This is a genomic window from Actinocrispum wychmicini, assembly GCF_004345645.1.
Lineage (GTDB): Bacteria > Actinomycetota > Actinomycetes > Mycobacteriales > Pseudonocardiaceae > Kibdelosporangium > Kibdelosporangium wychmicini.
In genome coordinates, this window is the sequence record NZ_SLWS01000009.1 from 14,110 (window position 1) to 36,920 (window position 22,811).

Below are 22,811 nucleotides of genomic sequence, written 5' to 3' on the forward strand. Positions count from 1 at the left end.
CTTGAAGATTGCCCGCGGTCGGCGGCGCGTTTTCCGTCGTTCCGGCCTGTGTTACCGCCATCAGCATGCTCGCCATGATGGCCACGCCCACCAGCCGGCGTTTTCTTCCGCGTGTTCGCGGCAGCCGTCTCATCGCTGTTCCTTTCTTGAGTCGACAGCCAAAGTCGTGTCATCTGCTGACATCGATCCCGCCCGGCGCGGTGGGGCGGACCCGCCCTGCTTCGAGTCCGCCCCACCGTGGCCATGAGTCACGGTTGTCCGATGGGATTCCGTGCAGTTTCAAGATCTGAACGGTGCTGAAGCGCATTACGCTGATCGGCTGGCCGGCTTCGGTACTGGCGCGAGCCACGACCAGCGTCCACCGGTGCCGGCCGACTCGTCAAAGTCGCAACAACAATCGGCCGATAGGCCGAGCCAATAGGCGCTGCTCACCCACTACGGTTGTCACCATAAGTGATGTGTCGGACACCGAGGGTGGCCCCGATGGAGCTGCGTCGTCTGCGGTACTTTCTCGCTGTGGTCGAGGAAGGCGGGTTCACCCGGGCCGCGGCCCGCCTCCAGGTGAGTCAGCCCACGCTCAGCCAACAGATCCAGGTCCTGGAACGCACTGTCGGCGGCGCCTTGTTCGATCGCCAGCCTGGTGGCGCGCGGCTCACGCCTGCGGGGGAAGCCTTGCTCGACCCCGCTCGCCGAGCGCTCGAAGCCGTAGCCGAAGGCCTGCGCGCCGCCCGTGACATTGCCGGCTCGACGAGCGGCCCACTGCGAGTGGGCATGATCTACGGCGCCGCCGGTTCGGTGACCCAGCCCATTCTGTCCGCCTTCGCCCGCGCCTTCCCTGACGTGCGACTCCACTTCCGCGGGGAACTACCGGTGGGCCAGGCGTATACGGCACTGCTGGACGGCGAGGTGGACGTGGCGTTCACGCGGCTGCCCCTGCATCCACTGCGGCACGCGTGGATCACACTGTACGAAGAACGCCGCGTGGTGGTCGTGCACACTCAGCACCCGCTCGCCGATGCCGCAACAGCCACCCTCGACCAGGTTCTGCCCCTGCCGATCCTGGCGGCCAACCCGGCCAGGACCGCACCGGAAGTCAACGACCATTGGCTGCTGAACGACTTCCGCAACGGCGAACCACCCCCGTTGTACCTCAGCGAGGCGTGGACCGTCGTGGAGATCGCCCAAACCCTCGTGCACACCCCGACCGTGGTGGCGATGTGCTCGGAGATCGCACGGCAACTGTCCCCGCTGCCCAACGCTCCACTCCGCTTCCTGGACCTCCCGGAAGCCGGCACCAGCCAGGCCGTGATCGCCCGCCGTCAGAACGACCACCGCCCCATCGTCGAGGCGTTCTGCCACCTCGCCGCCACCGTCGCCCACCGGTGAGCTGTCACCGCGACGCCAACAGGAACTGAATGTCCACTGTGGACCGCTTGGCAACGAGAAGGAGGCGGCTGCAGGGGCACCGGGGGGCGATCGCCGGGAACAGGTCTCTACCCGGCAGCGAGTCCGCCTAGGGTGCGAACTGCAGGCAGGTGGCTACTACAAAGCGCCTGGTGCCGATCAGCCTGGCCCAGTTCCGGTAATGCTCGTAGCCACAGGCCGAGTACCAGCCGCCGTTCACCCCGGGCCCCGGACGCACACCCGCTCGGCCTTGTCGATGTGTCCTCTGCTCGGGGTTTAGTTTTGTCACTTTATAATTAACTGTTTCCGTAGTCATGAATGGAGTGTCAGAGTGCGCGGGTATTGAGCCCAGAAAAATCGCCTGGAGTTGTCGTATCCGGGCCCCGCTGTTCGTAGCCAGGATGAGACGCCGCCCACGAGGGGCGCGGTCACGACCACAGGAGATGCAGACCGATGTCGCACCCACAGGCCAAGGTCCACCACATGTTCGAGCTCGTCGAGCCGATCGCCACCATCACCTTCTCCGAGGTGCCGAACGAGGCGTTCCTGGCCCTCGGCATGCGCAACTACTGGGACGGGTACTTCGCCGGCCGTGCCGCGCCGCTGGGCCTGGCACCGGCCGAAGTGGTGCACGCGGTCTTCTACAACTTCGCCGACGGCGAGGTGGCGCGCCACATCCCGTGGGTCTGGGGGAAGATCACCCCGCAGGAGGCGATCGCCGTGCGCGAGCGGAGCAGCGCCACCGCGCTGCGGCAGAGGATTGGCGAGCTCGCCGACTCCCCCGGCTTGGTGCGGATCGCCGACCTCGCCACCCGAGCAGCGGTCAGCGCGCCGACCGAGGGCCGAGCGCTGTACGCCGGGCTCCGGGCGCTCGACGTCCCCGAGGAGCCGGTGGCCAGGCTCTGGCACGCGGCGACGCTGCTACGGGAGCACCGCGGGGACGGCCACAACGCCGCCCTCGTCGCCCACGGCATCGGCGGCACCGAGGCCCACGTCCTCCTCGCGCTGTCCCTCGGCATGCAGGCGGAGCAGTTCGGCCGGATCCACCACCTGCCCAAGGCACAGCTGGCCGCTGTCGTCGACAGGCTGCGCGGCCGCGGCCTTGTCGACGCCACCGGCGGGTTCACCGACGCCGGCCGGGCGACCAACGAGCGGATCGAGGCCCTCACCGACGAGCTGGCGACGCCACCGTACGACGTGCTCAGTGCGAACGAGCTCGACGAACTGCTCGCAGGGCTTGAGCCGATCGCCGCCGCCGTACAGGCCGTCGACGACTGAGCTAGTGTCCTGAGTGGTAGCCGAACAGCCACGCGACAGATCGTTCGATCACCCAACGGTGTTTGCCGAGCTTCGCGCTCGACTCGATGCCTTTGCGGGCGATCCGCATGGTGATGCCCTGATCGCGCACCCAGTCTCGTAGGTCGGCGATGTCGTAGGCCTTGTCGGCGTGCAGCTTGGCTGGTTTGCGGCGGCGTGGGCCGCGTCGGGACTTGATCGCGGGGTTCGCCATCACCAAAGGTTTGAGGGCGTAGGAGTCGTTGGTGTTGGCGGCGGACACCGCCACCGACAGTGGCAGACCGTTCCGGTCGGACAGCACATGGATCTTCGAGCCGGCCTTGCCGCGATCGACCGGGTTCGGTCCGGTCATGGATCCCCTTTTTTGGCCCTGACCGACGCTCCGTCCACGACCGCACGCGACCAGTCGATCATGGCTTGGCTGCCGAGTTCGTCGAGCACCGCCCGATGGAGTCGCCGCCAGAGCCCGGCCCTGGTCCAATCGGCGAACCGGCGATGTGCCGTGGGACCGTGACACCGAACGACGGCGGCAGATACCGCCAGGCGCACCCGCTGGTCAACACGAACACAATGGCCGTAAACACGGCACGGTCATCCACCGGCGCGGTTTCGGGACAGCTCATCAACCACAACCAGTGATCATGCCCGAACCTCGATCATGACCACGTGAGACACGCTCTTGGTGTGGAATCCAGTGATGGCGCGTTCTGGCCGATGTGGAGCACGACACGCTACTGCGGTGGAGTCGTCGCGCGAAGACATCACAGGCATTGGCGCTGCGATCGAAGATCGTGCTGGCCTGCGCGGAAGGCTTGAACAACAAGGAAGTCGCCGCCAGGCTGGGAATCTGGCCGCAGACATGTATCCGAAGAAGGTCAGCGGGAAGACCTACTGGTGTCTGCGGGAGATGGCCCGCGTGGACGGCACCCCGAAGATGATCTCCGAGCGCTATGTATCTGGCCACCACCGACCTGCACTACATCGGGTCGGTCTCGCCCAGCGACCACCCCGACCTGCTCGCACTGCCCAAGTCCAGGCGCGACAAGGTTGATGAGCAACGCTTTCCCGGTGTCACCGCGCATGTCCTGCCCCTCAGCGTTCGTGCGTTGCTGGAGCGCCTTGCCGATATCGAGGAGACCATCCTGATCTATCCCGCCACGGGAGGGCGCCCCAAAGCCCGCCGGATGCTGACCGAACACGACCCCGACCAACACCAACTCGCCCAGATCTTCGAGTTGGACCAGTGGGCTCCCCGTAGTCAGGTCATACACCCGGACAAGCCAGAAAACCCACTCACACCAGCGGAAAACTCACACTCGATCAGGGAATCTCGGAAACTATTCCGCCGCCATGCCCCGCCGGTCCGCCGAGAATGGGCTCGACCAGGTGCTGTCCGGGCCGCGGAAGTGTCGGTTGGAGACCGCCTCGCCGTCGGCCGGTTTGCGCGCCACGACGACAATGTTGAACGGGCGGAACGCTCCCACGGCGGTGATCTGCAGGCCCATGTGGTCCACCAGTTCGACCAGCAGCGCGGTGTCGAAGACGTGGTGATGCAGGCCGCGGAGAGCCAGGTTGTTGGCGCACCGCTCCTCGAAGGCGGCCCGGCTGCCGAACCCGGGATCGCGAGACATGTCGTGCAGCGCCAGGGTCTCCGGTAGATGCGTGGTGTCGGTCTCCGGCATCTTCTGCTCGAAGTCCGTGATCATGTGCGCCAGCGTGGTGACCGGGCGGTTCCGGTCGAAGGTCCCCTCCAGGTGCGGGGCGACGAGCACCAGCATCCCCTGGTCCTTGAGCACGCGCTTCCATTCCGACAGGGCCTGGACGGGGTTGGCGGTGTGCTCGATGGCGTGCGAGGAGAGCACGAAGTCGTAGGTCCCGTCGGCGATCATGTTCAGATCAGTCGCCTCGGCGACATACTGGACACCGGGTTCGTGCTGACCGTCGTAGTGGAACGTGGCTCCCTCGACAATCGAGCCTTCCCAGATCGTCTGGGCGCTGAAGTTGCAATTATCGATCCGGGCGGCGTCGGGATAGACGGGGATCAGGTTGCCGCGCTTGAACCAGCGGGTCGGTCCGCCGATCTCCAGGCCGATCTTGTCGAGGAAGAGTTGACGGGCGGTGTCATAATAGGCCATCTGGGCCGGAAAGACGCGCTCGTGCACGGCAGTCATCAGGCCGCCCAAGCCTTGGTACTTCAGCGTTGCCAGCACCGCTTTGATCATCGTGAACCTCGTCCTTGATCGCCTGGTTGCCCGCGACATAGTAGCGCGCAGCGGCGCGGGTTTACCCTGCCCCCTCAGACTCACCCCAGGTTTAGGTCGTACACTTCAAAGCCAACCGAATCAAGCACCGACACTGCATGTCACCAGAACGGATACATGACGCCTTCATGTGATCATGTCCCGAAACACCGTGATCGTTGGAAACTCGGGCTAGCGTCCTGAGCCGTTGGTCAGTTGACTAAGTCGTGTGCAGTAGCTGGCGAGGTTGTCCAGGATCTCGTCTGCGGTTTGGGCCCACACGAACGGTTTCGGATCCTCGTTCCACGATTCGATCCAGGCTTCCACGTCGGTCTCGAGTTCTTTGACGCCGCGGTGGGCGGATCGGCGGAGTTTGCGTTGGTCAGTTCGCCGAACCAGCGTTCGACGAGGTTCAACCAGGATCCGCTGGTGGGAGTGAAGTGCAGCTGGAACCGCGGGTGGGCGGCGAGCCAGGTCTTGATCGCGGGGGTTTTGTGGGTGGCGTCGTTGTCGCAGATCAGGTGCAGGTCCAGGTCGGCGGGGGTGTTCTTGTCGATGGTCTTGAGGAACCGGAGGAATTCCTGATGCCGGTGGCGGCGCTGGTGCTGGCCATGGACCGGGTCGACCAGTGCGGGTCACCGCCGGTGGGATCCTCCTCCAGGGTCGTGACGATCACCGCTTCGACCTGCTCGTCGGTGATCGTGCGCGCCGCGCCCGGTCGTGGCTCGTCGGACAAACCTTCCAGCCGGTTGGTGACGAACCGGGCTCGCCATTTGGACATGTCTGCGGCCAGATTCCCAGCCTGGCGGCGACTTCCTTGTTGTTCAAGCCTTCCGCACAGGCCAGCACGATCTTCGATCGCAGCGCCAATGCCTGTGATGTCTTCGCGCGACGACTCCACCGCAGTAGCGTGTCGTGCTCCACATCGGACAGAACAAGCCCCGCCTTCGGGCAGCCAGAACGCGCCATCACTGGATCCCACACTAAATACTCAACGAATCAACAACTCAGGACACTAGCGGAGGGCGTCCAGCGCGAAGGCGGTGTAGATCGCAACCCCGCTGGACAGCGCCGCCTCGTCGAACACCACCCGATTGGAGTGCCCCGGGGCCGCGTCGGCGGGCTCGACCTCCGGCGGGCACGCCCCGAGGAAGGCCATCGCGCCAGGCACCTCGTTGAGCACATAGGACCAGTCCTCGGTGACCATGAGCGGCTCCTTGGCCAGCACGCCCCGCCCGGTCCCGAGCACGGCATCGGTCACCGCCAGCACCGCGTTGGTCACAGCGTCGTCATTGACGGTCACCCCGTAGCCGAGCTTCAGCGTCACCTCCGCGGTACAGCCGTGCATGGCCGCGGCATGCTCGCAGACCTGCGGGATCTGCCGGTGCAGTTCGGCGCGAGTGTGCTCGGACAACGCGCGGATGGTGCCGCTCAGTTGCGCGGTCTCCGGGATGATGTTGGTGTTGGTGGCGCCTGCCTGGATGTGCGCGATGGTCACCACGGCCGGCTCGAACACGTTCACCTGGCGGGTCACCATGGTCTGCAGGGCCCCCACGATCGCGGCGGCGGCCGGCACTGGGTCCAGTGCGCGATGCGGCATCGCGGCGTGTCCGCTTTGGCCAGTGATCCGCACGTGCAGCTCGTCGGCGGAGGCCAGCATCGGGCCCGGCCGACAGCGCAGCCGGCCACTGACGTGGTTCGGGTCGACGTGGAGGGCCAGCGCTCGCACCGGCCGCTGCCCCGTCACCTCCAGCAGGCCCTCCGCCAGCATGTACTTCGCACCGAAGTAGAGCTCCTCGCCCGGCTGGAACATGAACACCACTGTCCCGGCCAGGCGGTCGCGGAACTGGCACAGCATCCGCGCGGCCGAGGCCAGCATGGCGACATGGGTGTCGTGCCCGCACGCGTGCATCGCTCCGTCGACCTCGGAGGCGAAGTCCAGGCCGGTGTTCTCCGACAGCGGCAGGGCGTCCATGTCGGCCCGCAGCAACACGGTCGGGCCCGGCCGCGCGCCCGCCAGGACCGCGATCACCGAGTCCAGGCCGTCACCGGTGTGCAAGGCCAACGGCAGTCCGGACAGAGCCCGCAGGATCGCCGCCTGGGTGGCCGGCAGCCGAAGACCGATTTCGGGGTGACGGTGGATCTCGCGGCGCAGCGCGACGGTCTGCGGCTGCATCGCCAACGCGGCGTCAAGGACGCCATCGAACTGGGCTCCGACTGAGTGGTCGAGGGTCGTCACTGTTGTTCCTCACGTCGCTGGTCTCGTGCCGCCAGTCCCCGGTCGACGAACCAGACTCGTTCGATCTTGTCCGGTCCCACCTGGTAGATGGCGACGGCCTGGATAGTCCTGTCCCCCATGAAGCCGGTCACCAGCTCCTCGTCGATCACGATGTCGCCCAAGGTGATCCGGGAGCTCACGGTGGCGCGCAGGTTCGGGCTCGACTCGAACAGGGCCTGGTATCGCGGCCGGAAGGCAGGTCCGGACAGGTCAGCCAGCTCCTCGCCGGAAGGGAACGAGCACAGCCGAACCGGATCCGCGTAGTAGCTCAGGAACTGCTCGAGGTCGCGCCGGTTGTAGGCGGCCAACTGGCCCGCGACGATGTCCTCTGGCGGCATGTCTTCCCTCCGTCAGCCGGGTGCTCCCGCTGGGACGAACTGGTCCTTGAGCGAGGAGCGCTTGCCTACCCACAACACACCCAACAGCAGGATCAGTCCACCCAGCGCCCTCGTCCAGCCGACGACCGACATGCCGCCCCCTGTCGCCAGCCCCAGGCCGATGACCTGCTCCCCCACCCCGAACACCAGGCCAAGGTAGACGAGCATGCTGGCGCGGACCTGGCCGAGCGTCTCCGCGGGCGCGCGCTCAGCGATCTGCACATTGGAGTAGTGGATCCAGTACGCGTTGACGAAGGCCAACACCACGTAGAGCGCCGCGTGGACGTCCACGTCGGACCGTCCGACCAGGCCGGCCAGCACTCCGCACGCCACCAGCAGGACGGCGGACCGCACGGCCCAGCGCCGAGCCCCGCCGGGATCGCGCAGCAACGGCGCGGTGACCCAGAAGGCCAGGCCGTAGAAGAACCAGGCCGAGGCGAACGCGATGGCGGAGGGGATGTGTCGCTGCGCCACGGCGATCGCGTGCGCGTACACCATCATCCCGGACAGGCTGGCCAGGAAGCACAGCTGGATCCAGTTCCATGGCCGCAGCTGAGGGATCCAGTAGACCTGGATCGCCGTCCGCATCGATCGGCCCAGCTCGCGCCAGCGGAACGCCAGGGAACCGGACTCCCGTTCACCGCCGCGATCACGCCGGAGGAGGAAACCGGTGAGCAAAGCGGAGCTGACGCAGTCGATGACCACGGTCACGGTGAACGGCTGCCGGCTCCACAACGGGACCAGCACACAGATGACCGAGGCGAACACCATGGCCCCCTGGGCGGAGGTCACCATGGAGTAGACAGCCCCCCGAGAGCGTGATCCGGTGAGATCCGAGAGCATCCGGAACGACAACACGGCGCAGGCGCCGAAAAGGATGCACCGCAGCCCGGCCCACACCAAGATGAACTCCGCGGGCAACCGGGGCGACAGCAGCAGCGCCACCAGGAGGACCAGGCCCAGCGCCAACTGCGCGCCCTGCAACAACGCGAATTTGCCGGTCACCCTGCCCCGGTCGACCCACACCCCGACCGCCACGGTGCCCAGGAGGCCGAAGAACTGCCGCTCCAGGCCCAGAAACCCGACGAGTCCGTCCGATGAGTCCAGTGTGTCGAGGTAGGGCACCACCAGCAGCCACATGATGATCGACCCCAGGGAGCCAACCAGGATCGCGGCCAAGTTCTTGAACATGCGGTCAGTCCCTCTCACTCGGCGTGGTCTCCGCGCGGTCGTCCTCTGCCAGGTGGAGCAGGCCGCGCATGGGTTGTGAGCCGAGCAGCGCCCGCAGTGGAACCGTGGCGCCCAGCTGTGCTCGCAGCGCGTGGCTGATCCGCAGCGCGGCCAGCGAATCCGGCTGGAAACCCATCAGCTCCGCCCGGTCCGCCGGCGCCCGGCCCATGCTCTCCCGGTAGTGTTCGGACAGCAACTCCCGCAACCGGTCCGGCTCGATGCCGGTGGGGAGCACCGAGAGTTCGGCAGCGTCCCACAGTGGCCAAGCCGTCCTCAGTGGACCAGCCGCGAACTCCGGCCCCGCAAGCAGGTCGTCGAGCACTTCCCGGTACACCGCCGCGATCGCCGCCAGCGGCCGTTGTCCCAGCACCTGTGCCGCGGCGTTGAACCTGACGTGCAACCGGTCGGCGAACATGTCCACGCCGAACGACACCAGCAACGCGAAGTCTGCGTGCTCGAACCAGCGGACATCGCCGACGATGTGCTTTCCCTCATTTCCCAACCGATCCCGGTAAGCTCCGAAGTTGACGAAGTTGACGCAGCTCTCCACCAGGCGCCGGCCGCCGACCGCGCGCTGGATCGAGGCGTAGCCGAAGCGCCGGTGGGCCAGGTGCTCGTGCTCGGTCCGGGCTATCCCGGCGATCAGCTCGGGCCAGTCGCCGGTCACTCGCTGCCTGCGAGGGAGGATGTTGAGGAACAGGCCGACCATCCGGTCGGCGTCGACGTGTTCTGGCCGACCGTGGCCGAACACACCCGTGGTGACGTCCCGTTCGCCGGTGATCAGGGACAGCGCCCGGTAGTGCGTGGCAAGGCAGAGCAGCTTGAGCGGGACTCTGTGGTCCTTGGCGAGCGCCGCGAGCCGCTGGTACGTCCGCTCGTCGACGACCAGGTCTGTCTCGGACCACCGGCGGCGAACGTCCGCGTCCGGGATCCGAGGCAGTGTGAGGCGCGCGGCCCCGGCCAGATGCGCCGTCCAGTAGTCGCGGGCACGGGTGTCGTGTTGGGCGGCGAGCTCCAGCTTGACGTAGTCCCGGTAGGACAGTGCGGTGGGCTCCTCGGCAGCCGGCTCCTGACCACGGATCAGTTGGTGATAGTCACCCAGGAGACCGGCGATCAACCGGGAGACACTCCATCCGTCGATGATCGCGTGATGGAAGCTGACGGACAGGTTGAAGCAGGCTGGGCCTCGGACGTGCGCGAAGAATCGCATCTGGGTCGGCGCGGTGAAGACGAAAGTGGTCTGCTTCTCCGCCTCGAACCACGCGTCAAGAATCTCCTCCTGCAGGGCGCTCTCCACATACGACAGGTCATGGACGGTGAGGTTGGGCGGCGCGTCAGCGTGCACCAGTTGCATCGGCGTGGAGTAGCCGACCAGCGCGAAGGAGGTCCGCAGCACTTCGTGGCGGCGCAGGACACCGCCCAGCAGCTTGGCCAGGACAGCCTGGTCGAAGGCGAGGTTGACGCGGAAGCTGAACACGTCGTGGAAGGTCGCCTGGCGGGGGTCCAGCTCGGTGTGGAAGATCATGCCAAGCTGGAGTTGAGTCGCCGGGTAGGCGTCTACAGTGGACTCCGGTAGCCTCGCTCGGTCCTTTGCCGTCAACAGCGAGAACGGCTCGGTCGGGCGATCCTGGCCGACCTCGCCGACAGGGCGGCCGCGCAGGCTGTCGGCCAGGGCACGGATCGTCTGATGCCGCATCAGCTCCGGCACCGACACCGCGACACCGTTCTGCCGCAGCGCTCCGACCAGCCGGATGGCCAGAATCGAGTCTCCGCCCAGCTCGTAGTAGGTGTCGTCGATGCTCACCGCCGCGGCGCCGAGCACCTCGCGCCAAGTGGCGGCCATCACCTCCTCGATGTCGTTACGCGGTAACTGGTGGCCGCTGCCGGAGACTCCCGACCTCTCAGGGTGGGGCAGCCGCCCTCGGTCGATCTTGCCGTTGCCGGTCAGTGGCCAGCGATCCAGGCTGATCAGCAGCGCGGGCACCATGTGGGCGGGCAGCAGACCGCCGAGGTGCTCGCGCAACTCGACGGGACTCACCGACTGGCCCGCGACCACCACGTAGTAGCCCACCAGTGCCTTGCCGCCCGCGCGCCGGGTGAAGGCCACAACCACGCTGGAGTCCACGGCCGGATGGGAACTGAGCGCGAACTCCACCTCGGCGGGCTCGATCCGGAATCCCCGGACCTTGACCTGGTCGTCTGTCCGGCCAAGGTATTCGATGTCTCCCCCGGGCAGGCGCCGGGCCAGGTCACCGGACAGGTACAGGCGCACCGGGCACCCGTCGCCGTGCAGGTCGTGCTCGACGAAGCGGCGCGCGGTCTCGTCCGGCCGGTTGAGGTACCCGTTGGCGACCCCGGCGCCGGTGACGGCGATCTCGCCCGGGGTGCCGAGTGGCACTGGCCTCAGCCGCGCGTCCAGAAGATAGACGCCCAGGTCCGCAATGGGCTGGCCGATCATGCTGCCGGCCGAGCGGACGTCCGCCGCGCGGACCGGCCGATAGCTCACGTGCACGGTCGTCTCGGTGATCCCGTACATGTTCACCATCGCCGGCCGTTCATCGCCGAAATGGCCGAACCAGTCGGCAAGGCCGGCGAAGTCCAGCGCCTCACCACCGAAGACCACAACGCGGAACGGCACGTCATCGGGCCCACAGCGGTCCATGAGCGGCCGCTTCATCTGGCCGAACGCCGACGGCGTGAGGCTGAGTACGGTCACCCGCTCGGTGATCAGCAGGTCGACGGTGTCCTTGGGCGAGCGGGCCGTCCAGAAGGGGACGATCACCAGGTGGCCGCCGTGCAGCAGTGCTCCCCACATCTCCCAGACCGAGAAGTCGAAGGCGAAGGAGTGGAACAGGCTCCAGGTGTCGTCCTCGGTGAACCCGAACCAAGGTGCTGTCGCCGCGAACAGCCGCTGCACGTTGCCATGGGCCACCAGCACGCCTTTCGGTTTTCCGGTGGAACCGGAGGTGTAGATGACATACGCGGGAGACTCCGCGCTGAGCCGGTGCGCTGTGGCTGGGCCGTGGCCGTCGTCCGGCGGCCAGTCGCCCACCGCGACCAGGCAGGGCTGGCCGGGTAGGTCCACGCACACCTCGGGTGTGCCGATGAGCAGCGCGGGAGCCGAGTCCTCGACGATGTACCGGATCCGCTCCCGCGGAGAGCGTGGATCGATGGGCACATAGGCCGCACCGGCCTTGACGGTGGCCAGGATGGCCTCGACCATGTCCACACCGCGGTCGAGCGCGATCCCGACCAGGTCTCCTGGCCGCACGCCCCGCTGGACCAGGTGCGTGGCCAGCCGGTCGGACCGCTGGTCCAGCTCCCGGTAGGACAACCGCTGGTTCTCGCAACTCACCGCTGTCCGGTCGGCATGCGCGACCGCCATCCCGCGGAACGCTTCGGCGAGATCCGGCGTTTCACCGAAGTAGGCGGGTGCGGCGACCGGGGGCAGCAGTTCGGCGAGCTCGGCCGACGCCAGCACCGCCGTGTCCGCCCACCTGGCCGTCGGGTGCTCGGTGAGCGCCTGGAAACAGCTCAGGTAGTACCCGAGGTATCGGTCGATCTGCTCGCCGCTGAACCGGTCGACGTCATAGACGAACCCGTACGCCCAGCCGCCGGTGAAAGTCCGTGACACGTGCACCACGAGTGGGATGGCCGTGTGCTCGAAGTACTGGCCGTCGCGCAGCCTGGCCGCGGCGCCGACCTGCTTGCGTTGGTAGACATGGAAATTGGTGAAGTTGAAGATCACCTCGAACAGCGAGCCCCCGCCCAGTTGGCGCTCGATGGCGGCCAACGGGTACCAGCGGTAGGGCTGGACGGCCTGCTCGGCACGGAAGCACGCGATCGCCAGCTCCCGCCAGGTTTGAGCCTCGGTCAGCTGGACCCGAAGCGGGATGCTGTTCAGGAACATCCCGACCGCCTGGTCGGCCCCCGGTACTTCCGGCCTCCCGTTGGCCACCAGTCCGGTCAGGACATCGGTGGAGTTGGCGATCAGGCCGAGCACGCGCAGGTGCGCCGCCAAGAAGACGCTCTTCAACGGGACGGCCCAGTCCCGCGCGGCCGCCCGCATGGCCTCGGCCACGGTCTCGTCCAGCGACCGGACGGCGGCAGCGACCGTGCGCACCCGCTCCGAGCCACCGGGCACGAGCCGCGGCAGCCGCAGCGGTTCGCAGCCCGCCAGCTTCTGCTGCCAGAAGTCCGCCTGGTCGGAGTCGGCCAACGCGCGGCGCTCCAGTTCCACGTGTCGGTGCTGGACCGAGTCGACAGCGCCGCGGTCGGTGGCCGTCTTGCCCGCCAACAGGTCGCTGTAGCGGTCGGTCCACTCGGCGATGATCGTGGCGACGCTCCAGCCGTCCAGAATCGCATGATGGAAGCTGAACCCGAGGACCACCCGATCCTGGCCGACGACGAAGAACTGGACCCGGTACGGCGGCCCCGCGCAAGGGTCGATCGAGGCGCGCTTCTCCCGCTCGACCCAGTCCCGCGCCACGGCCCGCGGATCCGCCTCGGCCGAGCAGTCCAGCACTCCCATACTCGGCGCGGGGTCGGGCTCGACCACCATCCGAAGTTCGTCCCACCGCTCCAGGTCGAACCGGCTGCGCAGGATGACATGCCGTGCGGCGAGTGTCCGCCAAGCGTCCAGCAGCGCCGCGCTGTCCACTCGCGACACCTCGAACTCGTAGCAGAAGATGTCGTGGTAGGCCGTGCCATCCGGGTCGAGCCCGCTGTGGTAGATCATTCCCGTCTGCAGGGCGGACGCCGGCCACGAGTCGAGAACGGGCCCCTCAGGCTGATTCTGCGGCTGGATCTCCCTGGCCACCGTGGCCAGATCGGCGAGGCGCGGATAGCCGAACAGGTCTTTGATGCTGATCACATAGCCGGCTTCGCCCAGGGCCGTGATCAGTTGGATGCCCAGGATCGAGTCGCCACCCAACGCGAAGAAGTCGTCCGCACGGCCGACCGCTGCTGTGTTCAGCACCGCTCGCCAGCAGGCGGCGATGGCGGACTCCAGCTCTCCCTGTGGTGCCCCACCCAGCGGGCCTCGGTCGACTACTCGTTGGTCCGCGCCAAGCTTGCTGTAGTGCGCCGCTCCCGCCTGTGGGCTGATGGCAGGGTCGAGGGCGAGGGCGGCCGGCGACCGGACATCCCGCACCACCGTGGCCAGATCGGCGAGACGGGGATGGGCCAACAGGTCGTTCATGCTGACCGCGTAGCCCACCTGGTGCAGGGCCGTGATCAGCCGAATGCCCAGGATCGAGTCGCCGCCCAACGCGAAGAAGTCGTCCTCACGGCCGACCGTTGGTCTGTTCAACACCGTCCGCCAGCAGGCGGCGACGGCAGCCTCCACCGCCTCCACCGCCACGCACGCGACAGCCAACTCCGCCGGCTCCGGCAAGGCCTTGCGGTCCAGCTTGCCGTTCGGCGACAGCGGCAACTCGGGCAGCGTGACAATCCGGCCCGGCACCATGAACTCCGGCAGCCGCTCGGCGAGGTGACCGCGGAACTCCTCCTCGCCGACCTGGCCACCAGCCACGACGTACCCGCACAGGTATTTGCCCGCACTGCCGTCCCGCGCGACGACCACTGCCTCGGAGACGGCCGGATGGGCGCGCAGTCCCTCCTCCACCTCGCCCAACTCGACCCGAAATCCGCGGATCTTGACCTGATGGTCGAGCCTGCCCAGATATTCGAACGTGCCATCGGGCAGCAACCGCGCGAGGTCACCGGTCCGGTAGACGCGCTCCTCGCCGTCGAATGGGCGACGGACGAACTTCTCCGCCGTGAGCTGCGGTCTGCGCAGGTAACCTCGGGCAACGCCGGCCCCGGCGATACAGAGCTCGCCAGGCACACCGACCGGCTGGACGCGGAGCCGATCATCGAGGATGTACAGGCGGATGTTGTCGATCGGCGTGCCGATCGGGATCCGGCGACGTCCTTCGGGTCGGCGGCAGGAGTAGTGCGACACGTCGACGGTAGCCTCCGTCGGCCCGTACAGGTTGACCAGTTCGGCGTTGAGCAGTCGCTGGAGCTGCCGCACATGGTGCGGCCCGAGGGCCTCGCCGCTGGCGAACACCCGGCGCAGTGCGGCCAGCCGGCCGGCCGACTCCGTCTCCTCGACGTAGCCGAGGAACGCGGACAGCATCGACGGCACGAAATGCATCGTGGTGACGCCGTACCGCTGGACGGTGTCGATGATCACGTCGGGGTCCTTGTGCCCCTCGGGCGGCAGCAGGCAGACGGCGGCGCCCTGGAACGCCCACCAGAACAACTCCCACACCGACACGTCGAAGGAGATGGGTGTCTTCTGCAAGATCAGATCGTCCTGGTTGATCGGATACGCGCGCTGCATCCAGTCGATCCGATTGATGACCGAATGGTGCTCGACGAGCACCCCCTTGGGATTGCCGGTGGATCCAGAGGTGTAGATGACGCAGGCGAGGTCGCGGCTGTCCCCGGTCGGTGGCGGCGGCGGAGCGGTCGAGCTGTCATAGGTGTCCTCGTCGTCCAGGTCGAGGATGTCGGCTGTGATGGGCAGCTCGCCGAGGAATCGCCGCTGCGCAAGGACAAGCCTCGCCTTGCTGTCGACGAGCAGGTAATCGACCCGGTCGCGGGGATAGCCCGGGTCGATGGGCAGGTACGCGCCACCCGCCCGCAGAACGGCATAGATGGCGACCAACATCTCCGGCGACCGGTCGGCCACCACAGCCACGATGTCGTCGCGGCTGACCCCACGGGAACGCAAGGTCCACGCCAGTTGATTGACCCAGCTGTCCAGCTGGGCGTAGGTGAGCCGAACACCGTCCGCGACGACCGCCACCGCGTCGGGTGTGGTCTTGGCCCGCGCCGCCAGCCGCCGCTCGATCCGCGTCCGATCGTCATACGCCACAACAGTCTCGTTGACCTGGGCAATGAACCGCTGGTCCTCGGCGGTCACCAGCGTCGCGTCGTCGATGGGGTCGCCAGGATCGGCCAACAGTTGGCGCATCAGGGCCAGGTAATGGCCGAGCACGCGCTGTGCGGTCGCGTCGGTGAAGAGGTTGGCGTCGTAGTCGACGGACAACCCGATGCCCTGCTCGGTCTCGGTGAAGACGAACAGCATGACTGCCTCGGTCTGCTCGGCGAACCGTGGCTCATGCAAACCGTGCCAGACCACCGCGGTGTCGTAGAGGCGCGGGCGGCCCAGCTCCGCGACGAGCAGCCGGACCGGGTAGTCCGCTCGGTCATTGGCCGCCACGACCAGATCGCGCAGACGTAGCAACAGGTCGCGAAAACTGTCAGCGCGGTCGACTTGGCAGCGCAGCACAAGCTCAGCGTTGTCCTCGGCTCGGCCCGCCATGGTCGGCTGGCCGACCACCACCTCCCCTTGTCCGGTGTACCTGTTCAGCAGGGCCACCAGGACAGCCGTCGCAATCGCGTGCTGCGACTGAGATTGGCCCTTGCCCAGCCGCCGCAACTGGACAAGCAGCTCCGCGTCCAGGGATTCGCCGACCCTGTGGCGGCCACCTGTCTGATTGTCCGGCGTCGCCGGCAAATCCACGGGAAAGCAGCCGGGCTCGCCCATGCCGGCGAGGTGGCCACGCCAGTAGGCCGCCTGATCCGGCCACCGGCCCGCGGCGATCTTGAGCTGTCCGACGCTTGTGGGTGCGTTCATGGGACGGTCCTCGGGTCAGAAGTCGAAGTCGATGTCGAGATTGGCGACCGCGCCGGTGCCGTGACGGTCGGTACGCAGGTCGCGGATGCGCGCGGTGGGATCGGCGAGCGCTGCCCTGGCGACGGCGAGGAAGGACTCGAACAGCCCGCGCACGGTGGCCTCGGTGAACAGTGCCGTGCGGTACCCCCAGAACACCCGCAGCGCCGAGCCGACCTCGAACACCTGCATGTTGAGGTCGAACATGGCATGGTCCGGCATGCTGACGGCCAGTTCGACGCTGGCCCCCAGGAAGTCGCCGTCGATCAGCGAGCCGCGGTGCAGCGCCAGCAATGTGTCGAACAGCGGGTTTCGGTTGGCCGTACGACGGCCGGCCAGGACCTGCGACACCAGCTCGGGGAAGGGAACGTCCTGGTGGGCGAAGGCGACCAGCGTCCGGTCCCGGACCGTACGCAGGAGTTCGGCGAAGGGCTGGTCCTCCCGCACCTCGTTGCGCAGGCACAGGGTGTTGACGAACATACCGATCGTTTTGTCGAACCCTGGCAGGCTTCGTCCCGCGGCCGGTGTGCCGACAGTGATGTCAGGTTGGCCGGTGGGCCCGCTCAGCATCACCGTGTAGGTGGCCAGCAGGACGTGGAACAGCGTCGCGCCCTGGTCGGCGGCGAGCCGACGCAAGCCCGCGGTGGCCACCTCGTCGACCGTGAACTCGACGACGGCACCGGCCAGCTGTGGAACGGCGGGACGAGGGAAATCGGTGGGCAGATCCAGCACCGCGGGCGCGGTGCTGAACTGCGCCAGCCAGTGGCTCAGTTGCCCGGCCTGCCAGCGCCTGCCTTCGCCGAAGCTGAGCCAATGCGCGTAGTCCTTGTACTGCAACGGGATCGGAGGTAGGGCCGAGCCTCGGTAGGCCGCTTGGACCTCGGACAGCAGTATCCCCAAGGACGTTCCGTCGGCGATGCTGTGGTGGATGTCCACCAGCAGGCGAGCGTGCCCCTCGCTGTCGGTGAACAGGCCGGCGCGCAACAACGGGGCATGGCCGAGGTCGAACGGCCGGACGAAGTCCGCGACCGCCGGGCCCGGCCACCGGCCACGTTCCAGCCGGAACTCCACCTCGGGGTGCACTCGCTGCATCGGCGTCCCGTCCAGCAGCGTGAAGTCCGTGCGGAGGGCCTCATGTCGGGCGATCACCCGACGGAACGCGTCCGCCAATCGGCTGGCGTCCACCTGCTCGCCGAGGTCAAGCGACAGTGGCAGGTTGTAGTGCGTGGCCTCCGCGTTGCGAAACTGCTCGACGTAGAGCTGACGCTGTTGCGGGGACAGCGGATAACGGTCGGCGGTCGGCGCTGGCGGCACGACGGGCCCGCTGACGGCCGCGCCGGCACGCACGATGGCGGCGACCTGCCGGATCGTGCGCGCTGTCATGACCGTCCTCGCCGAGCAGTCGACGCCGAACTCACGGCTGATGTCCGCCGCGAGCGTGGCGGCGATCAACGAGTCGGCTCCGAGCTGAAAGAAATCGTCGGTGACACCGATCGCGCCCACCGCCAGCACCAGCTCCCACAGGCGGACCAGCCGCCGCTCCACCTCGTCCACGGAACGGCCGGTCATCGGCCCAGGCCGCTGCTCGCTGTCGCCGGTGCAGGGCGCGGCCGCGCCCGTGGCACCTCCGGCTAATCGCACCCCGATATCCCCCGTACTCCCCTAGGTATTCGACTTGTGCCCATGGCTGGGCACACCGTGCGAGGGACGTGTCTGGCTGAACGCCCGCCATGCGGGCGTGCCAAACCCGCATTCGGGCCCGCAATGCGGATTCGCTACCCGAACACACAGACGTCAGTTAGCCGGCAACCTGATCAACTAGAGCGATTGCCCTGATAGCCACACCCCTGGCCGGACGGTGGCGGCACATCGCCCCGCCCCGCACAACGCTGGATTCAGCGCCAAATCCCCTTTCGCCAGTTGGCGAGTTGATCGCAATCAACGGCTGGCAGTCACCCTGGCATCGGCACCTCCCGACTACACGTGACTGAGTCACCTATAGCGGTTCAGGTTTGTCAAGTCAAAGGTGATCACCGCGCACGGTTGCCGGGCCGGGCGGGCAACCAGCGACGACGACCGCGGATGGACCGCTGGTATTCACTTCCTTTGGCCGACCCGTACCTACACTCACCGGCCGAACTGTGCACGGCATTTCCCGCTCAGGTCGTGGCCACCAATCCCGCATCGGTGATCGTCCCCGCCCCACGACACCCTGGCCGCGCTGGTCAATCGCGGCCGCGGCACCATGTACCGCATATTCGATCACACCGGGCAACTCCCTGACCAGCACGGTTGCCTGATCAAGTCCGTATTGCCCAATTCCGTTGACCCAGCTCGTCGATGAGATCAATTCGACATGTCAATTATCCGCAAGCCCTGAACATCTTGCCAGTTGTGGGCCGTACCGGTAAGAAGGCGTCCGTGAGTTCCCGCATGGGGCGACCGACTTGTGGCTCAGTCTTTGGGTGGATGAACGTGCTGGTGGTGTCATGAGCCTCGCAAGGAAGATCGGATTGTTGGTCTCCCTTCCGCTGATTGCCGTGGTCGCGTACGCGACCTTGGCCCTGTTCGCCACCGCCCAGGCGGTGTTCACCGTGGGCGACCTGCGGTCCGCCGCAGATATCGCGGGCACCGCGGGAAAGTTGACATTGGACCTGCAAGCCGAGCGGGTCGCCTCGATCACCGTCCTTGCCACAGGCGACTCGTCCGCCATATCCGAACAGGTGGCGGCGACCGACGCCACGGTCGATGAGTACAAGCAGAAGCGCGCGGATTTCCAGGCTCCCCCGGAGCATTTGGCCGGACTGCTCGACCGGGTCGACAGCGACCTCAATGGCCTGGCGAAAGTGCGGTCACAGGTGGCGTCCGGGAAGACCGTCAGCCTGTCGGCTGTGATCTTCCAATACCGCATCATCGCGGCCGACCTCCTCACTTACCGCGAGAACGTGGCGATCGCGGCACCGGTTGAGGTCGCCGACCAGATCCGGGCGGCCGCACTGTTGTCCCAACTGATCGCGGGTGTCGGCCAGACAGAGGTTGACGCGCTGCGCGCACTGGACGACGATTACACCCCCGCCATCGCCCAGGAGATCCTGGAATCCGAGGCCGGCGTCGCCGAGTCCAGCCTGGAATTCAAGCGGGTCGCCTCCGGGCAGTGGCAGGCCTGGTTGGACCACGCCCGGGCGGGACACGCCGCGCTCGCGGCGCAGGTGCTGCAGGACAGCATCTCGCGGACTCCGGTCGGCCTGCGGTTGAAATTGGACCCCGCGGCGTGGCGCTCGGCGATGGATCTGCAGATCGCCGATCTGGGTGACGTACAACAGCAGGCCGACCAGGCCGTCCTCGACTCGGTCACCGCCGTCCTGGACTCCCAGAAACGGCAGGCCACCATCGAGACCGCCGCCGTGCTGGTCACCCTGGCCGGCACGATCGCCATCGCGGTCTGGCTGGGCCGGCCGATGATCCGGGGGCTGCGGCGGCTGCGCAGCGCGGCCCACGCGGTGGCCTACAAACGCCTGCCCGAGGCGGTGTCGGCGCTGAGCACCCGCGGCGCGCTCGGCTCCGCCACGCCAAAGGAGTTCGCCGACCGCGTGCCGCCCGCTGTGGCCGCCTCCGGCAAGGACGAAATCGCCCAGCTGGCCAGCGCGTTCAACGAGGTGCACCATTCGGCGCTGCATCTGGCCGCGCAACAGGCCGAGTTGCGCGACCAGGTGGACGCGATATTCGTCGCACTGGCCCGGCGGGCCGAGCGGCTCACCGCGTCGCTGATCGCCCAGGTGGACGTGGCGGAGAGCACCGAGGAGGACCCGGATCGCCTGGCCCAGCTGTTCAAACTGGACCACCTGGCAAGCCGGATGCGGCGCAACAACAACAGCCTGCTCGTGCTCGGTGGCGAGGCGTCGGCGCGGATGGACGGCACGGCGATGGTCTGCGGCGACGTCCTGCAGGCGGCCGCCGCGCAGGTCGAGCGCTACACCCAGGTGGAGATCAGGATTCTGGACGAGGCCCTGAACACCGAACTCCACGTGTCCCCCGAAATGGCGGGCCACTTGGCGCACCTGTTCGCCGAGCTCATCGACAACGCCACCGCCTTCTCCGCAGGGGGCCTGCCGGTGGTGGTCGAGGCGCGCGTAACCCGCACCAATGTCGTGGTGACCGTGTCCGACCACGGGATCGGCATGGACCCCGAGACCCTCGAGACGGTCAACGCCCAGCTGACCTCGCCGACAATCGACGTGCGCGCCGTCCGCTCGATGGGCTTGACCGTGGTCGCGCAGATCGCCGCCTGGTACGGAATCCGGGTCGAGCTACGGTCGGACAACTCACGGACAGCCGCCACCCGAGGCACTGTCGCCACCGTCGTCCTGCCGAGCACCGTGATCCGGCCGTACCGGCCGGCCGACCGGCGCGCGCTGTCCGAGGAGCGGAACGAGCGACACTTCGACTGGTTCAGCCCCGAGTCTGCCACACCACCGCCGCACCGCCCGGTTTCCCCGAAGCGGAAGAACACCACCGCCGACCACCGCGACGCCTCGCGGGTGGCCGGCGTGATGGCCGCATACGCCCGGGGCATCGGCGCCAGCCGTCCCAGCGGGCCATGACCGCGGCACAGCAAACCAGGACGACGCCAACCTCGTGGAGCAGAAGTGACCCAACCCGGACTCGACATCGACTCGCTTCTCAACGACTTCGCAGAACGCGTACCGGGAGTCACTCACGTGGTCGGGGTGTCCGCCGACGGCATCGTGGTCGCCGCGGCCCGGTCCCTCGATGTCGCCGGGGCGGAACAACTGGCCGCGATCGCCTCCGGGCTGGTGGGCCTGCTGGCCGGGGCGGCCAGACTGCTGGCCGCGGCCCCGGTCGTCAGCAACCTCACCGAACTGAAGGACATCTTCCTGCTCTCCATGGCGGTCAGCGATGGCGCGTCCCTGTTGGTGGCCGCCAGCCGCAACTGCGACATCGGCCAGGTCTCCTACGAGATGGCCGAGCTCATCAACAAGGTCGGCCCCGCGCTCACCCCAGCCGCGCGCAACCGCGACATCACCATGAACTCCCACCCAGCCAATGAGGGAACACCCATCAGATGAGGACAAGGAGCACCATGCCGAGGCGATCGAGGACAAGACGTCTTCTCGCGGCTATGACGGCCGGAGCGTTGATCGTTCCCGCTGTCGCGGCTTGTAGCAACGGCTCTGGCGGCGGGCCCGGGACCGTCAAGATCGGCCTGCTGGTTTCTCTGTCCGGTGTGTACAAGGTACTCGGCGAGGAGTTGCGCGACGGCTTCCAGCTCTACTTGGACACGCACGGTGGCAAACTGGGCGGGCGCCAAGTGGAGTTGGTCGTCGCCGACGAGGGGGCCGGCGGCGACGCCGCGGTGCCCCTGGCCGAGAAACTGATCAAACAGGACCGGGTGCAGGTGCTGACCGGGATCGTGAGCAGCGCGACCTACCAGGTCCTCACGCCGAAAGTCCAGGAAGCCAAGGTCACCATGATCGGCGCGAACGGCCGGCCGGCCGTCGACAGCGTCCAGGGCGTGTGGGCCACCAGCTTCATCACCCAACAGTTCGGCAGCTCGATCGCCAAGTACATCAAGGATCAGGTCGACGGCCCGGTGTGGGCGATGGCCGCCGACTACGCGGCCGGCCAGGCGCTCATGAAGGGCTTCACGGACGCGTTCAGCCAGGTCGGCGGCCAGCTGGCGAACCCCGACCACAAGCCGACCATGACCCCGGCCAAGGACATGAAGAACTTCCTGCCCTACCTCGCCGGTATCAAGGCGTCCGGGGCCAAGGCGGTCTACTGCTTCTACGCGGGTGACCAGGCTGTGGACTTCGTCAAGCAATACCACCAGTCCGACGCCGCCGACCTGCCGCTGTACAGCGCCGCCGCGCTCACCGAGGGCACGTTGCTCACCGCGGAAGGCGATGCGGCCACCGGGATCAGGACCAACGCCTACTACGCGTCCAACTTGGACAACGAGGCCAACCGGAGGTTCGTCGCCGAATGGGACAAGAAGCATCCTGGGGTGACGCCGGACAGTTACCTGGTTCAGTCATACGACGTGGCCAAGGTGCTCGACCTCGGGCTCGCGGCGGCCGGGAACGACCTGAGCTATGAGGCGATCAACCGCGCCCTGGGCAGCCTCGGAAAGATCGACAGCCCGCGTGGCGAATGGCAGTTCAGCGAAAAAACGCACACGCCGGTGCAGAAGTGGTACATGCGGGAGGTCCGCAAGGACGGGCGCGCACTGTCCAATGTGGTGATCCAGGACCTGGCCACCATCGGCGACTGAGCACTCG

Annotated in this window: 12 protein-coding genes and 2 pseudogenes; 5 read left to right on the forward strand and 9 right to left on the reverse strand. The window is 67.4% G+C overall.

The window, feature by feature from the left end; translation table 11 throughout:
* Nucleotides 1-483: 483 nt before the first annotated feature.
* Together EV192_RS35695 and EV192_RS35700 are read left to right on the forward strand one after the other, a co-directional pair.
* Nucleotides 484-1,386: a LysR family transcriptional regulator gene (locus EV192_RS35695; RefSeq protein WP_165960806.1), complete on the forward strand. Its 903-nt coding sequence runs from the start codon at nucleotides 484-486 to the stop codon at nucleotides 1,384-1,386.
* Between the two features lie 471 nt (nucleotides 1,387-1,857).
* Complete coding sequence (locus EV192_RS35700) at nucleotides 1,858-2,682, forward strand: MarR family transcriptional regulator (RefSeq protein ID WP_207926416.1); 825 nt, start codon at nucleotides 1,858-1,860, stop codon at nucleotides 2,680-2,682.
* A 16-nt stretch (nucleotides 2,683-2,698) separates the two neighbouring features.
* On the opposite strand, the pseudogene EV192_RS35705 reads toward EV192_RS35700, so the two are convergent.
* The 9 genes and pseudogenes from EV192_RS35705 to EV192_RS35745 all read right to left on the reverse strand — a co-directional run.
* Nucleotides 2,699-3,299: pseudogene (locus tag EV192_RS35705) on the reverse strand (IS5 family transposase); the annotation flags it as partial.
* Between the two features lie 738 nt (nucleotides 3,300-4,037).
* Complete coding sequence (locus tag EV192_RS35715; RefSeq protein ID WP_207926418.1) at nucleotides 4,038-4,922, reverse strand: methyltransferase domain-containing protein; 885 nt, start codon at nucleotides 4,920-4,922, stop codon at nucleotides 4,038-4,040.
* 406 nt (nucleotides 4,923-5,328) lie between these two features.
* Nucleotides 5,329-5,542 (reverse strand): annotated as a pseudogene (locus EV192_RS56305) (transposase); the annotation flags it as partial.
* Complete coding sequence (locus EV192_RS56310) at nucleotides 5,458-5,721, reverse strand: helix-turn-helix domain-containing protein (protein ID WP_243727292.1); 264 nt, start codon at nucleotides 5,719-5,721, stop codon at nucleotides 5,458-5,460. The gene EV192_RS56310 and the pseudogene EV192_RS56305, both read right to left, overlap by 85 nt.
* A 234-nt stretch (nucleotides 5,722-5,955) precedes the next feature.
* Nucleotides 5,956-7,179, reverse strand: a complete 1,224-nt coding sequence (locus EV192_RS35725; protein WP_243727293.1) for a M20 metallopeptidase family protein — start codon at nucleotides 7,177-7,179, stop codon at nucleotides 5,956-5,958.
* Entirely contained in the window at nucleotides 7,176-7,556 is a 381-nt protein-coding gene (locus EV192_RS35730; protein WP_132123049.1) for a nuclear transport factor 2 family protein, read from the reverse strand. Before EV192_RS35730 ends, EV192_RS35725 begins: the two co-directional genes overlap by 4 nt.
* 12 nt (nucleotides 7,557-7,568) lie before the next feature.
* Entirely contained in the window at nucleotides 7,569-8,786 is a 1,218-nt protein-coding gene (locus tag EV192_RS35735) for a hypothetical protein (protein WP_132123050.1), read from the reverse strand.
* A 4-nt stretch (nucleotides 8,787-8,790) separates the two neighbouring features.
* Nucleotides 8,791-16,476, reverse strand: coding sequence for a non-ribosomal peptide synthetase (locus EV192_RS35740; RefSeq protein WP_132123051.1), 7,686 nt, complete (start codon nucleotides 16,474-16,476; stop codon nucleotides 8,791-8,793).
* Nucleotides 16,477-16,491: 15 nt separating this feature from the next.
* Nucleotides 16,492-18,153, reverse strand: a complete 1,662-nt coding sequence (locus tag EV192_RS35745; protein ID WP_132123052.1) for a condensation domain-containing protein — start codon at nucleotides 18,151-18,153, stop codon at nucleotides 16,492-16,494.
* 848 nt (nucleotides 18,154-19,001) lie between these two features.
* On the opposite strand from EV192_RS35745, the gene EV192_RS35750 reads away from it, so the two are divergent.
* Genes EV192_RS35750 through EV192_RS35760 form a run of 3 tightly spaced genes read left to right on the forward strand, consistent with a single transcriptional unit; the run spans nucleotide 19,002 to nucleotide 22,804 of the window.
* Nucleotides 19,002-21,113 carry a sensor histidine kinase gene (locus EV192_RS35750; protein ID WP_132123053.1) on the forward strand — a complete coding sequence of 704 codons (2,112 nt, stop codon included), beginning with the start codon at nucleotides 19,002-19,004 and terminating at the stop codon, nucleotides 21,111-21,113.
* A gap of 45 nt (nucleotides 21,114-21,158) precedes the next feature.
* On the forward strand, nucleotides 21,159-21,599 hold the full coding sequence (locus tag EV192_RS35755) for a roadblock/LC7 domain-containing protein (protein ID WP_132123054.1): 441 nt from the start codon (nucleotides 21,159-21,161) through the stop codon (nucleotides 21,597-21,599).
* A 53-nt stretch (nucleotides 21,600-21,652) separates the two neighbouring features.
* Entirely contained in the window at nucleotides 21,653-22,804 is a 1,152-nt protein-coding gene (locus tag EV192_RS35760) for an ABC transporter substrate-binding protein (RefSeq protein ID WP_207926420.1), read from the forward strand.
* Nucleotides 22,805-22,811 lie beyond the last annotated feature (7 nt).